This is a genomic window from Paraburkholderia sp. HP33-1, assembly GCF_021390595.1.
GTDB lineage: Bacteria > Pseudomonadota > Gammaproteobacteria > Burkholderiales > Burkholderiaceae > Paraburkholderia.
On the sequence record NZ_JAJEJR010000001.1, the window covers coordinates 2,683,446 to 2,697,446 of the forward strand.

Here is a 14,001-nt window from a genome sequence, read left to right on the forward strand (position 1 = left end):
TGCGGTATCAAGCGGATAGCGATTGCCGCGGCGCGGCGCTAAACGAGCCTTAGCGCATGTGGCTGGCCGCTCCGTCGGCGGGCCCGAGCGCCAAATCGGTCATTGTTACCGGATGCGGCATTGCGCCGCTCGTCGGACCGACAATGCGCACCTCGCGCTGCGCGAGCGGAATCGTGATGCCGTGCTCGGAAAAGATACGCCAGATGTTGCGATTGACCGCCGAGCGCACGCCCATCGTGCCGGTCGCCGCGTCCTCGATCCAGAAGCCCAGCTCGAGATTGATGCCATCCGGGCCGAAGCCGACCAGAAATGGCGTCGGCGCCGGCTCGCGCAGCACGCGCGGCACGTCGGCGGCGGCCTGAGCGAGTAGCGTCATCGCCTGCTCGACGTCGGACGTGTTGGCGATCTGCACCGACGCCTTCGCGTAACCCCGGGTCAGAAATGACGACTGGTTCTGTACGACGTCGGTGATCAGCTTTTCGTTCGGAATCAGCGTCTCGATGCCGTCGAGCCCACGCACCACGGTATAGCGCGTGCGGATCTGCGTGACACGGCCCTGCAGGCCGCTCACGTTGATCGTGTCGCCGATCCGCAACGAGCGGTCGAGCAGGATGATGAAACCAGACACGTAGTTGCTCGCGATCTTCTGCATCCCGAAGCCGAGGCCGACGCCCAGCGCGCCGCCGAACACGCCGAGCACCGTGATGTCGATGCCGACGATCGACAGGCTGATCAGCACCGCCGCGAGCACGAAGGCCGCGCGGCCGACGCGTGCAACCACCACTTTCAGGTTCGCGTCGAGTGTTTTCGAGCGCATCAGGCGGTCTTCGAACGTCGAGCCGAGCCACATCGCAACGATCATCGTGACGCCGACCCACAGCAACCCCGTGATCAGCGACAGCAGCGTCATGTGCGCATTGCCGACGCGAAAGCGCACGCTGTCCATCCACGCGATCACGGCGTTCTGAACGCCCAGCAGCGTGAGCACCATGCCGATCCAGACGACCACCGACACGGCCTTCTCGACGAGGAACAGCCACGGATGCTCGCCGCCATCGCGGTTGAACACCCGCCGTGCAAAGAAAAACACGATGAAGATAAGCCCGATGCCGACGAGCGGCACCAGTGCCAGATCGAGCAGCGCAGTGTCCATGAACCGGTCGGCGATCGCCCGCGCGAGCCACACGAGCGCCGCACCGATCAGCGGAAAAGCCGCACGGTCGAGGCTCTCCATGCCGAAGCGCAGGCTCTGGTAGACCGGCAGCCGCGGCCGCTCGATCCGGCGCCGCAGCGCACGCGCGAGCAGCCACGCGATGAGCAGTGTCGCGAGCAGGATGGCGACCTGCCACAACATCACGGGCTGACCGAAGTCACGCGCGATGTCGCTGAACATGTGGGGGAAAGTCGTATCCATGGATGTCCCCGAATTTGCCGGCTCGTGCGGATTCGTCGGCGAACCCGCGCGCGCCGGCCTGAAGCCGGTCGCCTAGCTCTGGCGCTCGAGCACGGCGGCAAAGAAACCGTCGGTCGCATGGCGGTGCGGCCACAGCGACAGGTAGTCACCCATCTCCAGCTCGATGCGCTGCTCGGCGAGCACATCGCGCACAGGCACGAGCGCGAAGTCCGGGTGATCGGCGAGGAACTGCTGCACGATCGCCTCGTTTTCCGCTTCGAGAATCGAGCACGTTGCGTATATGAGCCGCCCGCCCTTCTTCACGAGACGCGCCGCGCTCGCGAGAATCGAAGCCTGCTTCGGCGCCAGTTCGGCGATCGACTCCGGCGACTGGCGCCACTTCAGGTCCGGATTGCGGCGCAGCGTACCGAGGCCGCTGCATGGCGCATCGACGAGCACGCGGTCGATCTTGCCGGCCAGACGCTTGATCTTCGCGTCATGTTCGCTGTCGATCAGCACCGGATTCACGTTCGACAAGCCGCTGCGCGCAAGCCGCGGCTTCAGCTTCGCGAGACGCCGCTCGGAGATGTCGAACGCGTAGAGCCGGCCGGTCGAGCGCATCGCCGCCCCGAGCGCCAGCGTCTTGCCGCCCGCGCCCGCGCAGAAATCGACGATCATCTCGCCGCGCCGCGGCGCGACCAGCGAGCACAGCAGCTGGCTGCCCTCGTCCTGCACTTCGAGCCAGCCCTGCTGGAACGCGTCGAGCCTCGTGAGCGCCGGCTTGCCGACCACGCGCACGCCGAACGGCGCGAACGGCGTCGCGCCCGCCTCGATACCGGCCTTCGACAGCGCGCCCAGCACATCGTCGCGGCTCGCCTTGATGGGGTTCGCGCGCAGATCGAGCGGCGCCGGGTAGTTCAGCGCGGCGGCCAGCTGCGCTAGCTCGGCGGCCTCGAAGCGCGTGCTCAACGCCTGGCAGATCCAGTCGGGCAGGTTCAGGCGAATCCGCAGCGGCAGACTTTCCGGGTCGATCTTCGACACGTGTTCGAGCCACGTCGCCTCGGCCTCGGTGACGAACGGCTTGAGCGCCGAGCGCCCGACCGTCTGCATCAGGCCCAGCAGTGCCATGCGGCGCGCAGGGCTGCCGGTGCCGCTTTCAGCGAGATGCGCGAACTCCATCCGGCGCCGCAGCACCGCGAACACCGCCTCGGCGATCACGCCGCGCTCGGCGTGGCCGAGCTTCGGATGCGCGCGGAAGAACCGGCTCGTGGTGGCGTCTGCGGGGCCGTTCAGCCGCAGCACTTCGGCCAGCAGCGTTTCAGTTTGTCCAATCAGGAAACCATGTAATCTCATGCGCCCTCTCCGGCGGTGTGACCGGCAAAGAGCCATTGCGGCTCCGACGGCGTAAGCGTGACGCGCGAGCCGTCCAGAGCGAGACGCCCTTCGACGAACCAGCGCACCGCGCGTGGATAAATGATGTGCTCGGTAGCGAGCACGCGTGCGGCGAGCGTTTCAGCGGTATCGCCCGCCTCGACAGGCACCGCCGACTGCACGACGATCGGCCCGTGATCGAGCTTTGATGTGACAAAATGCACCGACGCGCCGTGCAGCCGCACGCCGGCGTCGAGCGCCTGCTGGTGTGTCTTCAGACCAGGAAAGCTCGGCAGCAGCGACGGGTGCACGTTCAGCATGCGCCCGGCGTAATGGTCGACGAAGCGCGCGGTCAGCACGCGCATGAAGCCCGCGAGCACGACGAGGTCCGGCGCGAATGCGTCGATCTGCTCGGCGAGTGCCGCATCGAAGCTGTCGCGATCCGGAAACTGGCGATGGTCAACCACCGCCGTGGCGATGCCATGCGACGCCGCGAAGGCGAGCCCAGCGGCATCGGGACGGTTGGCAATCACGGCGGCGACCCGCGCCGGCCAGCCCTCGCTCGCGCACGCACGCACGATGGCTTCCATGTTGCTGCCCCGTCCGGAAATCAGGATGACGAGTTTTTTCATCCGCGGATTTTATCATTCGGCGATCGCCGGCCCGCGACCGCGCAGCCGTCTGTTGCGCCAAGCGTTTATAATCGATTGTTTTGCGGCCCTCTGGCCGCGCCCCTATTGCAACCGCAGCAACCGCTGCAACCCGCTATCGTGAGAGTCTTCCGCGGTCTTCCCAATGCCGAGAGCCGTGCGCCGTGCGCGCTGACCATCGGCAACTTCGACGGTGTCCACCGTGGCCACCAGGCTCTGCTCGCGCACGTGCGCGCGGCCGCCAATGCGCGTGGCCTGCCCGTCTGCGTGATGACCTTCGAGCCGCACCCTCGCGAGTTCTTCAACCCGGCCGGTGCGCCGCCGCGCATCGCGATGCTGCGCGACAAGCTGGAGGCGCTGCGCACCAACGGGGTCGACAGGGTCGTGGTCGAGCACTTCAATCACACGTTCGCGAGCCAGTCCCCGGACGCGTTCGTCGAGCGGATCATCGTCAACGGATTGCACGCGCGCTGGATCATGATCGGCGACGATTTCCGCTACGGTGCGAAGCGCGCCGGCGATTTCGCGTCGCTGCAGGCGGCCGGCAAGCAGTACGGCTTCGAAGTCGAACAGATGGCGACGGTCGCCGATCCGTCGGGCGCGCGCATTTCGAGCTCGGGCGTGCGCGCGGCGCTGGTCGCGGGCGAGCTGGATTCGGCCCGCGCCGCGCTCGGCCGCGACTATCTGATCAGCGGCCATGTCACGCACGGCATGAAGCTCGGCCGCGATCTCGGCTTTCCGACGCTCAATCTGCCGATCGCGCACAAGCGCCCGGCGCTCGCCGGCATTTTTGTCGTCCAGGTTCACGGCATCGCCGAGCAACCGCTGCCGGGCGTCGCGAGCCTCGGCCTGCGCCCCACCGTCGACGATTCCGGCCGCGTGCTGCTCGAAGTTCACCTGCTCGACTGGCACGGCGACGCGTATGGCAAACTCGTGCGCGTCGAATTTCTGAAGAAGCTGCGCGACGAGGAGAAGTTCGTCGACCTCGAGACGCTCACCGCCGCGATTGCGCGCGACGTCGCCAATGCGCGCGCGTGGTTCGCCGCGGTCGGCGCCGGCACGCCGGGCAGCCGTTCCACCGGTTTCGCCACCTCGGCCACCGACCGAATTAGATAACCGCCGCGGTTCGGGCCGGCGCGCCGCGCCGCACGGACCGCCGCCGCGCGCATCGACGGGCGTCCGGGCTTCAACCGGAGCCGCCTGCCGGGCGCGTCCCACGCTCCTCGTGCATCGCGCGCAATCCGCGCGCCGCTACGCATAGAAACGAATTCACCGCCACCCACATCATGAGCAACAAGAAAGCCGATTCGAAACCGCAGTCCCGCTACCCGGTCAACCTGCTCGACACGCCGTTCCCGATGCGCGGCGACCTGCCCAAGCGCGAGCCACAATGGGTCAAGGACTGGCAGGAACGCAAGGTCTACGACAAGATCCGCGCCGTTTCCAGGGGCCGCAAGAAGTTCATCCTGCACGACGGCCCGCCGTATGCGAACGGTGACATCCACCTCGGCCACGCGGTGAACAAGATCCTGAAGGACATGATCGTCAAGGCGCGCAATCTGGCGGGCTTCGACGCGGTTTACGTGCCGGGCTGGGACTGCCACGGCATGCCGATCGAAATCCAGATCGAAAAGCAGTTCGGCAAGTCGCTGCCGGCGGCCGAAGTGATGCAGAAGGCGCGCGCCTATGCGACCGAGCAGATCGAAAAGCAGAAGGCCGGCTTCCGGCGTCTGGGCGTGCTCGGCGACTGGGACAATCCGTACAGGACGATGAACTTCGCGAACGAAGCCGGCGAAATTCGCGCGCTCGCGAAGATCATGGAAAAGGGCTACGTGTTCCGCGGCCTGAAGCCGGTCAACTGGTGCTTCGACTGCGGCTCGGCCCTCGCTGAGGCGGAAGTCGAGTACAAGGACAAGACCGACCCGACCATCGACGTGCTGTTCGGCTTTGCCGAGCCGGAAAAGACCGCGCAGGCGTTCGGCCTCGCCGCACTGCCGCGCGACGAAGGCGGCATCGTGATCTGGACCACCACGCCGTGGACCATTCCCGCCAACCAGGCGCTGAACCTGCATCCGGAGATCGTCTACGCTCTCGTCGACACGCCGCGCGGCCTCCTGATCCTCGCCGAGGAACGCGTCGAGGCATGCCTGAAGCTGTACGGCTTCGAAGGCACGATCATCGCGACGACGCCGGGCGAGAAGCTCGTGAACCTGCGCTTCAACCACCCGCTCGCGTCCGCGCATCCGGCCTACAAGCGCAGCGCGCCGGTCTATCTCGGCGACTACGTGACGACCGAAACCGGCACCGGCATCGTGCATTCGTCGCCCGCGTACGGCGTGGAAGACTTCGTGTCGTGCAAGACGCACGGCATGGCCGACTCGGACATCATCAACCCGGTGATGGGCGACGGCCGCTACATCGAATCGCTCGCGCTGTTCGGCGGCCTGTCGATCTGGGCGGCCAATCCGCAGATCGTCGAGGCGCTGCAAGGCGCCGGCTCGCTGCTGCGCACCGAGAAGTACTCGCACAGCTACATGCACTGCTGGCGCCACAAGACGCCGATCATCTACCGCGCGACCTCGCAGTGGTTCGCCGGGATGGACGTGAAGCCGAATGACAGCGACAGGACGCTGCGCGAAACCGCGCTCGAAGGCATCGAGAACACGGCGTTCTATCCGTCGTGGGGCAAGCAGCGCCTCTTCAGCATGATCGCGAACCGCCCGGACTGGACGCTGTCGCGTCAGCGCCAGTGGGGTGTGCCGATGGCGTTTTTCGTGCACAAGGAAACCGGCGAGCTGCATCCGCGCACGCTCGAGTTGCTGGAACAGGTCGCGCAGCGTGTCGAGAAGGAAGGCATCGAGGCGTGGCAGACGCTCGATCCGCGCGAGCTGATCGGCGACGACGCGAACCTCTACGAAAAGAACCGCGACACGCTCGACGTGTGGTTCGACTCGGGCACCACGCACTGGCACGTGCTGCGCGGCTCGCACAAGGACGAGCTGCAGTTCCCGGCCGACCTGTACCTCGAAGGCTCGGACCAGCACCGCGGCTGGTTCCATTCGTCGCTGCTGACCGCCTCGATGCTCGACGGCCGCCCGCCCTACAACGCGCTGCTCACGCACGGCTTCACCGTCGACGGCGAAGGCCGCAAGATGAGCAAGTCGCTCGGCAACGGCATCGACCCGCATGAAGTCGCGAATCGACTCGGCGCGGAAATCATCCGCCTGTGGATCGCGTCGACCGATTACTCGGGCGAGCTCGCGATCTCCGAGGAAATCCTGAAGCGCGTCACGGAAGGCTACCGCCGTATCCGTAATACGCTGCGCTTCCTGCTTGCCAACCTGTCGGACTTCGACTTCGCGCAGCACGCGCGTCCGGTCGAAGACTGGCTCGAAATCGACCGTTACGCGGTGGCGCTGTCGGCAAACCTGCAGAACGACATCCTCGCGCACTACGAGAAGTACGAGTTTCACCCGGTCGTCGCGAAGCTACAGACGTTCTGCTCGGAAGACCTGGGCGGCTTCTACCTCGACGTGCTGAAGGACCGCCTGTACACCACGGCGGCGGATTCGGTCGCGCGCCGCTCGGCGCAGACCGCGCTCTACCACATCGCGCACGGCCTGCTGCGCGTGATGGCGCCGTTCCTGTCGTTCACCGCGGAAGAAGCGTGGAAAGTGTTCCAGCCGGACAGCGAAACGATCTTCACCGAGACGTACCACGCGTACCCGGCTGTGCCCGATGCGGACGCGCTGCTCGACAAGTGGACGCTGCTGCGCGCAGTGCGCGGCGACGTGACCAAGGCGCTCGAAGAGGCTCGGGTCGCGAACCTGATCGGCTCGTCGCTGCAGGCGGAAGTCGAAATCCGCGCGAGCAGCGCGCGTCACGACGCGCTCGCGAGCCTCGGCGACGACCTGAAATTCGTGCTGATCACGTCGGCGGCGAATGTCGTCAAGGTCGACAGCGAAGCAGATGAAGGCGTCGAGGTGATCGCGTCGAAATACCTGAAGTGCGAGCGCTGCTGGCACTATCGCGCGGACGTCGGCGCGAACGCCGAGCATCCGTCGCTGTGCGGCCGCTGCTTCAGCAATCTGTTCGGCACTGGCGAAGCGAGGAGCGCGGCATAATGGCGAGAACCATGTCGAAAACGTCCACCGCAAGCGGCTCGCTCGCACCCTGGCTCGGCATTGCGCTGATCGTCATCCTGTTCGACCAGCTGACGAAAATCGCCGTGCGCAAGGTGTTCGCCTACGGTGTGCCGCACGAGGTCACGCCGTTCTTCAACCTGATCGTCGTGTTCAACCGCGGCGCCGCGTTCAGCTTCCTCGCGATGGCGGGCGGCTGGCAGCGCTGGGCGTTCACCGCGCTCGGCGTGGTCGCGGCGCTCGTGATCTGCTATCTGCTCAAGCGCCATAGCGGGCAGAAAATGTTCTGCACGGCGCTCGCGCTGATTCTCGGCGGCGCGCTCGGCAATGTGATCGACCGGCTCGCGTATGGCCACGTGATCGACTTCCTCGATTTCCACGTGGCCGGCTGGCACTGGCCGGCGTTCAATCTTGCCGACAGCGCAATCACGATCGGCGCGATCCTGCTCGTGATCGACGAGCTGCGGCGGGTACGCAGCACACGCTAACGTCGCCGAGGTGAGGCACGGCTGCGGTTACGCGAGCCGTGCGTCGCGTCCGGTTTGAAACGCGCGGCGGCGGCGACGGGCAACGCCGTCACGCCGCCGCGCGATCACGCTTTGTCGGAGGCTTTCGTTGGCAACCGCAGAACTCGCAGGCAAACACCTCGTCCTCGGCATGACGGGCGGCATCGCCTGCTACAAGATCGCCGAACTCACGCGTCTGTTGACCAAGGCAGGCGCGACCGTGCAGGTCGTCATGACCGAAGCGGCCACCCAGTTCATCACCCCCATCACGATGCAGGCGCTGTCGGGCCGGCCGGTCTACACGAGTCAGTGGGACGCGCGCATGCCGAACAACATGGCGCATATCGACCTGTCGCGCGAAGCCGATGCGATCGTGATCGCGCCCGCATCAACCGACTTCCTCGCCAAGCTTGCGCACGGCATGGCCGACGATCTGCTGTCGACGCTGTGCATCGCGCGCGACTGCCCGCTGCTCGTCGTGCCGGCGATGAACCGGCAGATGTGGCAGAACCCCGCCACGCAACGTAACGTCGCGCAACTGCGCGCCGACGGCCTCGAAGTGCTCGGCCCCGATTCGGGCCCGCAGGCCTGCGGTGAAATCGGCGATGGCCGCATGCTCGAAGCGGCCGCGACCTACGAGGCGATCGCGTCGTTCTTCGCGCCGAAGATCCTGTCCGGCCGGCGCGTGCTGCTGACCGCGGGCCCGACCTTCGAGCCGCTTGATCCGGTGCGCGGCATCACGAATCGCTCGAGCGGCAAGATGGGCTTCGCGCTCGCGCGCGCCGCGCAGCAGGCCGGCGCCGACGTGCATCTGGTGGCCGGACCGGTTGCGCTGGAGACGCCGTGGGGCGTATTGCGCGAGGACGTGCAGACCGCGCAGCAGATGCACGACGCGGTGATGCGCGCGGTCGCGGATGCGGACATTTTCATCGGCGTCGCGGCGGTGGCCGACTGGCGCGTCGACCACGTCAGCGATCAGAAGATCAAGAAGACTGCCGAGCGCACGCTGCCGAGCTTTTCGTTCGTCGAGAATCCGGACATCCTCGCCGCGGTCGCGAGGCTGCCAAAGCCGCCGTTCACGGTCGGCTTCGCCGCGGAGAGCGACAACCTCGAAGTCCACGGCGAGGAAAAGCGCGCGCGCAAGAACGTGCCGCTGCTGATCGGCAATCTGGGCCCGCAAACGTTCGGGCTCGACGACAACGAAGTGATCCTGTTCGAAGCCGGCGGCGCGACCAGGCTGCCACGCGCCGACAAGCAGACGCTCGCGCGCGCGTTGATCACGGAAATCGCGAAGCGTCTGCCGCCCGACCACGGTCCGGTCCGCTGAACAAGCGAACGGCGACGGGCCAGTGTGCCCCTGCTGTCCTGCTTGCATAGCCAACCGGAATCATCTGGAGCACTACCGCCATGACGCTACTCTCCGTGCTCGATCAAACACCGGTGATCGCCGGCCATTCGGTGGCGGACGCGATCGCCGCGACCGTCGAACTCGCGCAGCTCGCCGACGACCTCGGCTACACGCGCTACTGGTGCGCCGAGCACCACGGCCTGCGCGGCGTGTCGAACCCCTGCCCTGAAGTGATGCTGGCCCGGCTCGGCAGCGTGACGCGCCGCATTCGCATCGGCTCGGGCGGCATCATGCTGCCGTACTACAGCCCGTTCAAGGTCGCCGAGCAGTTCATGATGCTCGAGGCGCTGTTTCCAAACCGCGTCGATCTCGGCGTCGGACGCGCGCCGGGCGGCGACATGCGTACCGCGCAGGCGGTGGCCGCCGGCGCCTACAATCGCGGCGAGATTTTTCCGCAGCAGGTCGCCGAACTGCTCGGCCTCATGCATGGCGCGCTGCCCGACGATCACCTCGCGCAGGGCGTACTGCTGCAGCCGCAGATCGATACGCGCCCGCAGCTATGGATGCTCGGCTCCAGCGAATTCGGCGGTCTGCTCGCCGCGCAACTGGGCATCCGCTTCTCGTTTGCGCATTTCATCAATCCGCATTTCGGCAAACAGGTCGCGCTGGCGTATCGCGAGCGTTTCCAGCCCGGCAAAGAGGCATCGCAGCCGTATCTCGCCGCCGCGGTCTTTGTGATCTGCGCGGATACCGAGCAGGAAGCCGCGGACCTCGAAAAAGCCGTCGATCTGCGTCGCCTGCAGATGGCATATGGGCTGAACGAACCGATTCCGACGATCGAGCAAGGCATCGCGCAGGAGTATGGCGAGCGCGAACAGCTCGTGATCGACCGGGAAAAACCGCGCAGCATCATCGGCACGCCTGAGCGCGTGACCGAGCGGCTCACTGAATTGCAGCAGCAGTTCCAGGCCGACGAGCTGATCGTGCTGACCGTGGCCGGCAGCTATCGCGCGCGCCTGCGCTCCTACGAACTGCTCGCCGATGCGTTCCAGCTTGGCTCGAACAAGACGGATTGATCACCCGGCTTTTGCCGGTCTGCCGCCTGCCCTTCCACCAAACCCACACTCACTATTGAACCTGAATGAAACTCGAACTGAAGATTCTCGATGAGCGCATGCGCGAACAGCTCCCCGCCTACGCAACGACCGGCAGCGCCGGGCTCGATCTGCGCGCCTGCCTCGACGAACCGCTGACGCTGAAACCCGGCGAAACCGTGCTGGTGCCGACCGGACTCGCGATCCACGTCGGCGACCCGGGTTATGCGGCGCTGATTCTGCCGCGCTCGGGTCTGGGCCACAAGCATGGGATCGTGCTCGGCAATCTGGTCGGCCTGATCGATTCCGATTACCAGGGTCAACTGATGATTTCGACGTGGAATCGCGGTGAAACGACGTTCGTGCTGAATCCGATGGAACGCCTCGCGCAGCTGGTGATCCTGCCGGTCGTGCAGGCGGAGTTCAAAATCGTCGATGACTTCGAGGAAAGCGTACGCGGCGCGGGCGGGTTTGGTAGCACCGGCAAGCATTGATCGATTGCTGTGACGCGGCGGCCGCGCTTTTCAGTGCACGCCGCCAGCGGAAATCCGAAGCGAAAAAAAACGGCGCGGGATAAAACCCGCGCCGTTCTGCTTTTCGAGTTTGGCCGGCTCAACGCAACGCCGGCCTGACTGATATCACTCGACTTCCACCGCCTCCGGATTCGGATTACGCGGCGCCGGCTGCTCGTCGAAGGTCAGTTGCACCTTGTCGTCCGCATCGACATCGACCGTCACCCGACCGCCGTTCATCAGCTTGCCGAACAGCAGCTCGTCGGCGAGCGCGCGACGGATCGTGTCCTGGATCAGGCGCTGCATTGGACGCGCGCCCATCAGCGGATCGAAACCGTGCTTCGCCAGATGCTTGCGCAGCGCGTCGGTGAAGAGCGCGTCGACCTTCTTCTCGTGCAGCTGATCTTCGAGCTGCATCAGGAACTTGTCGACCACGCGCATGATGATTTCCTCATCGAGTGCACGGAAGCTGATCGTCGCGTCCAGACGGTTGCGGAACTCAGGCGTGAACATCCGCTTGATGTCGACCATCTCGTCGCCCGCCTCGCGGCGGTTCGTGAAGCCGATCACCGCCTTGCCCATCGCTTCGGCGCCCGCGTTCGTCGTCATGATGATGATGACGTTGCGGAAGTCCGCCTTGCGGCCGTTGTTGTCCGTCAGCGTGCCGTGGTCCATCACCTGCAGCAGCACGTTGAAGATGTCCGGATGCGCCTTTTCGATTTCGTCGAGCAGCAGCACGCAGTGCGGCTTCTTGGTGATCGCCTCGGTCAGCAGACCGCCCTGGTCGAAACCGACGTAGCCCGGCGGCGCGCCGATCAGCCGGCTCACCGCGTGACGCTCCATGTACTCGGACATGTCGAAACGGATCAGCTCGATGCCGAGCGTGAACGCGAGCTGCTTCGCGACCTCGGTCTTGCCGACACCGGTCGGACCCGAGAACAGGAATGCGCCGATCGGCTTGTCGAGCTTGCCGAGGCCCGCGCGCGCCATCTTGATCGCGGCCGACAGCGCGTCGATAGCCGGGTCTTGCCCGAATACGACGCTCTTCAGGTCGCGGTCGAGCGTCTGCAGCTTGCTGCGATCGTCCTGCGACACGCTTTGCGGCGGCACGCGCGCAATCTTCGAGATGATTTCCTCGATCTCGTTCTTGCCGATCGTCTTCTTCTGCTTCGACTTCGGCAGAATGCGCTGCGCCGCGCCCGCTTCGTCGATCACGTCGATCGCCTTGTCCGGCAAGTGACGATCGGTGATGAAGCGCGCCGATAGCTCAGCCGCCGCTGACAGCGCACCCGACGAATACTTCACGCCGTGATGCTCTTCGAAACGCGACTTGAGCCCGCGCAGGATCGCGACCGTCTGCTCGACGGTCGGTTCGGTCACGTCGACCTTCTGGAAACGACGCGACAGCGCCGCGTCCTTTTCGAAGATGCCGCGATATTCGGTGAACGTGGTCGCGCCGATGCACTTCAGCGTGCCCGACGAGAGCGCCGGTTTCAGCAGGTTCGACGCGTCCAGCGTGCCGCCCGACGCGGCGCCCGCGCCGATCAGCGTATGGATTTCGTCGATGAAGAGAATGGCGTGCGGACGCTCCTTCAGTTCCTTCAGCACCGTCTTCAGGCGCTGCTCGAAGTCGCCGCGATACTTGGTGCCCGCGAGCAGTGCGCCCATGTCGAGCGAATACACCTGGGCATCCGCGAGGATATCCGGCACTTCGCCACGCGTAATGCGCCATGCGAGCCCTTCGGCGATCGCAGTCTTGCCGACACCGGCTTCGCCGACCAGCAGCGGATTGTTCTTGCGCCGGCGGCACAGCACCTGCACCACGCGCTCGACTTCCGACTCGCGCCCGATCAGCGGATCGATGCGGCCGTCCTTCGCCATCTGGTTCAGGTTTTGCGTGAACTGGGCGAGCGGTGTTTCCTTCTGCGCGGCGGCTTCGTCGGACTCGGCATTCGCGTCGCTCGCTTTCGCGGCGTCGGAACTGTTCGTCTTGGCGATGCCGTGCGAGATGAAATTGACCACGTCCAGACGCGTGACGCCCTGCTGCTGCAGGTAGTACACCGCGTGCGAGTCCTTCTCGCCGAAGATCGCGACCAGCACGTTCGCGCCGGTCACTTCCTTCTTGCCGTTCGAGGTGGACTGCACATGCATGATCGCGCGCTGGATCACACGCTGGAAACCGAGCGTGGGCTGCGTGTCGACGTCGTCCGTGCCCGGCACGGTCGGCGTGTTGTCATGAATGAAGTTGCGCAGGTTCTGGCGCAGATCCTCGATATTGGCCGCGCACGCGCGCAGTACCTCTGCCGCCGTCGGGTTATCCAACAGCGCGAGCAAAAGATGTTCGACCGTTATGAACTCGTGCCGTGCCTGGCGCGCTTCCATGAACGCCATATGCAGGCTGACTTCCAGTTCCTGGGCAATCATGCTTCCTCCATCACACACTGCAGCGGATGCCCGGCCTGCCGTGCGTGGGTAACGACTTGCTCGACTTTGGTCGACGCGATGTCCCGCGTATAGACCCCACAAACTCCCCTGCCCTCGCGATGCACCTTCAACATGACCTGCGTTGCGGTTTCACGATCCTTATTGAAATATTCCTGCACGATCATCACGACAAATTCCATCGGCGTGAAGTCGTCATTCAGCAGCACCACCTTGTACATGGACGGCGGCTTGAGTTTCTGCTCCTGCCGCTCCAGTACGGTGCCGTCCTGCTTGTCCGGGATAATCGCCATACACCCATTCTAAACAACTAGGACAGGCCCGCAATCCTGTCAAAACCCGGCCGCCCGGCCGATGAGCCCGTTCGCTGCCGCCCGGCCGATCACGAGGTTGTCATGATTGGCCTGGCATGCGCGTTTTCGACGGGCCGATTGCGGTGCCGGCCCCCATCCTGTCATGCGCGGTGCATGCTGCACCGCGGTCGGATCGAGTATCGCACAACCTGCCGGTACTGGCTGGGAACGCTCGCCGCGCTGGGCGTCG

11 protein-coding genes are annotated in these 14,001 nt (G+C 65.4%); 6 read left to right on the forward strand and 5 right to left on the reverse strand.

Annotation, left to right across the window (positions count from 1 at the left end):
- Nucleotides 1–49 precede the first annotated feature (49 nt).
- The 3 genes from L0U81_RS12250 to purN all read right to left on the reverse strand — a co-directional run bounded on the left by L0U81_RS12250 (nt 50) and on the right by purN (nt 3,396).
- Nucleotides 50–1,414 carry a mechanosensitive ion channel family protein gene (locus L0U81_RS12250; RefSeq protein WP_233802983.1) on the reverse strand — a complete coding sequence of 455 codons (1,365 nt, stop codon included), beginning with the start codon at nt 1,412–1,414 and terminating at the stop codon, nt 50–52.
- A gap of 72 nt (nt 1,415–1,486) precedes the next feature.
- Nucleotides 1,487–2,746: an RsmB/NOP family class I SAM-dependent RNA methyltransferase gene (locus L0U81_RS12255; RefSeq protein WP_233802985.1), complete on the reverse strand. Its 1,260-nt coding sequence runs from the start codon at nt 2,744–2,746 to the stop codon at nt 1,487–1,489.
- On the reverse strand, nt 2,743–3,396 hold the full coding sequence (purN, locus tag L0U81_RS12260) for a phosphoribosylglycinamide formyltransferase (protein WP_233802987.1): 654 nt from the start codon (nt 3,394–3,396) through the stop codon (nt 2,743–2,745). Before purN ends, L0U81_RS12255 begins: the two co-directional genes overlap by 4 nt.
- A gap of 138 nt (nt 3,397–3,534) precedes the next feature.
- Between purN and L0U81_RS12265 the strand changes: the two genes are divergently transcribed.
- From L0U81_RS12265 to dut, 6 genes are all read left to right on the forward strand, one after another.
- Entirely contained in the window at nt 3,535–4,530 is a 996-nt protein-coding gene (locus L0U81_RS12265) for a bifunctional riboflavin kinase/FAD synthetase (protein ID WP_233802989.1), read from the forward strand.
- A gap of 170 nt (nt 4,531–4,700) precedes the next feature.
- Complete coding sequence (gene ileS, locus L0U81_RS12270; protein ID WP_233802991.1) at nt 4,701–7,538, forward strand: isoleucine--tRNA ligase; 2,838 nt, start codon at nt 4,701–4,703, stop codon at nt 7,536–7,538.
- Nucleotides 7,538–8,044 carry a signal peptidase II gene (gene lspA / locus L0U81_RS12275; RefSeq protein WP_233802994.1) on the forward strand — a complete coding sequence of 169 codons (507 nt, stop codon included), beginning with the start codon at nt 7,538–7,540 and terminating at the stop codon, nt 8,042–8,044. The genes ileS and lspA overlap by 1 nt, the downstream gene beginning before the upstream one ends.
- Before the next feature lie 127 nt (nt 8,045–8,171).
- Nucleotides 8,172–9,389, forward strand: a complete 1,218-nt coding sequence (coaBC, locus tag L0U81_RS12280; protein WP_233802996.1) for a bifunctional phosphopantothenoylcysteine decarboxylase/phosphopantothenate--cysteine ligase CoaBC — start codon at nt 8,172–8,174, stop codon at nt 9,387–9,389.
- 80 nt (nt 9,390–9,469) lie between these two features.
- On the forward strand, nt 9,470–10,486 hold the full coding sequence (locus L0U81_RS12285) for an LLM class flavin-dependent oxidoreductase (RefSeq protein WP_233802998.1): 1,017 nt from the start codon (nt 9,470–9,472) through the stop codon (nt 10,484–10,486).
- A 65-nt stretch (nt 10,487–10,551) separates the two neighbouring features.
- Nucleotides 10,552–10,998 carry a dUTP diphosphatase gene (dut, locus tag L0U81_RS12290; protein ID WP_233803000.1) on the forward strand — a complete coding sequence of 149 codons (447 nt, stop codon included), beginning with the start codon at nt 10,552–10,554 and terminating at the stop codon, nt 10,996–10,998.
- Nucleotides 10,999–11,142: 144 nt separating this feature from the next.
- Here dut and clpA read toward each other — a convergent pair whose 3' ends face one another.
- Both clpA and clpS read right to left on the reverse strand, forming a co-directional pair.
- Complete coding sequence (gene clpA / locus L0U81_RS12295; protein WP_233803002.1) at nt 11,143–13,440, reverse strand: ATP-dependent Clp protease ATP-binding subunit ClpA; 2,298 nt, start codon at nt 13,438–13,440, stop codon at nt 11,143–11,145.
- Nucleotides 13,437–13,751, reverse strand: coding sequence for an ATP-dependent Clp protease adapter ClpS (clpS, locus tag L0U81_RS12300; protein WP_008919570.1), 315 nt, complete (start codon nt 13,749–13,751; stop codon nt 13,437–13,439). Before clpS ends, clpA begins: the two co-directional genes overlap by 4 nt.
- Nucleotides 13,752–14,001: the final 250 nt, after the last annotated feature.

Bases quoted from the DNA above. Each gene is read 5' to 3' on its own strand.
- L0U81_RS12250 (WP_233802983.1), bottom strand. From the start codon at position 1,414: ATGGATACGACTTTCCCCCACATGTTCAGCGACATCGCGCGTGACTTC.
- L0U81_RS12255 (WP_233802985.1), bottom strand. From the start codon at position 2,746: ATGAGATTACATGGTTTCCTGATTGGACAAACTGAAACGCTGCTGGCC.
- purN (WP_233802987.1), bottom strand. From the start codon at position 3,396: ATGAAAAAACTCGTCATCCTGATTTCCGGACGGGGCAGCAACATGGAA.
- ileS (WP_233802991.1), top strand. From the start codon at position 4,701: ATGAGCAACAAGAAAGCCGATTCGAAACCGCAGTCCCGCTACCCGGTC.
- lspA (WP_233802994.1), top strand. From the start codon at position 7,538: ATGGCGAGAACCATGTCGAAAACGTCCACCGCAAGCGGCTCGCTCGCA.
- L0U81_RS12285 (WP_233802998.1), top strand. From the start codon at position 9,470: ATGACGCTACTCTCCGTGCTCGATCAAACACCGGTGATCGCCGGCCAT.
- dut (WP_233803000.1), top strand. From the start codon at position 10,552: ATGAAACTCGAACTGAAGATTCTCGATGAGCGCATGCGCGAACAGCTC.
- clpA (WP_233803002.1), bottom strand. From the start codon at position 13,440: ATGATTGCCCAGGAACTGGAAGTCAGCCTGCATATGGCGTTCATGGAA.
- clpS (WP_008919570.1), bottom strand. From the start codon at position 13,751: ATGGCGATTATCCCGGACAAGCAGGACGGCACCGTACTGGAGCGGCAG.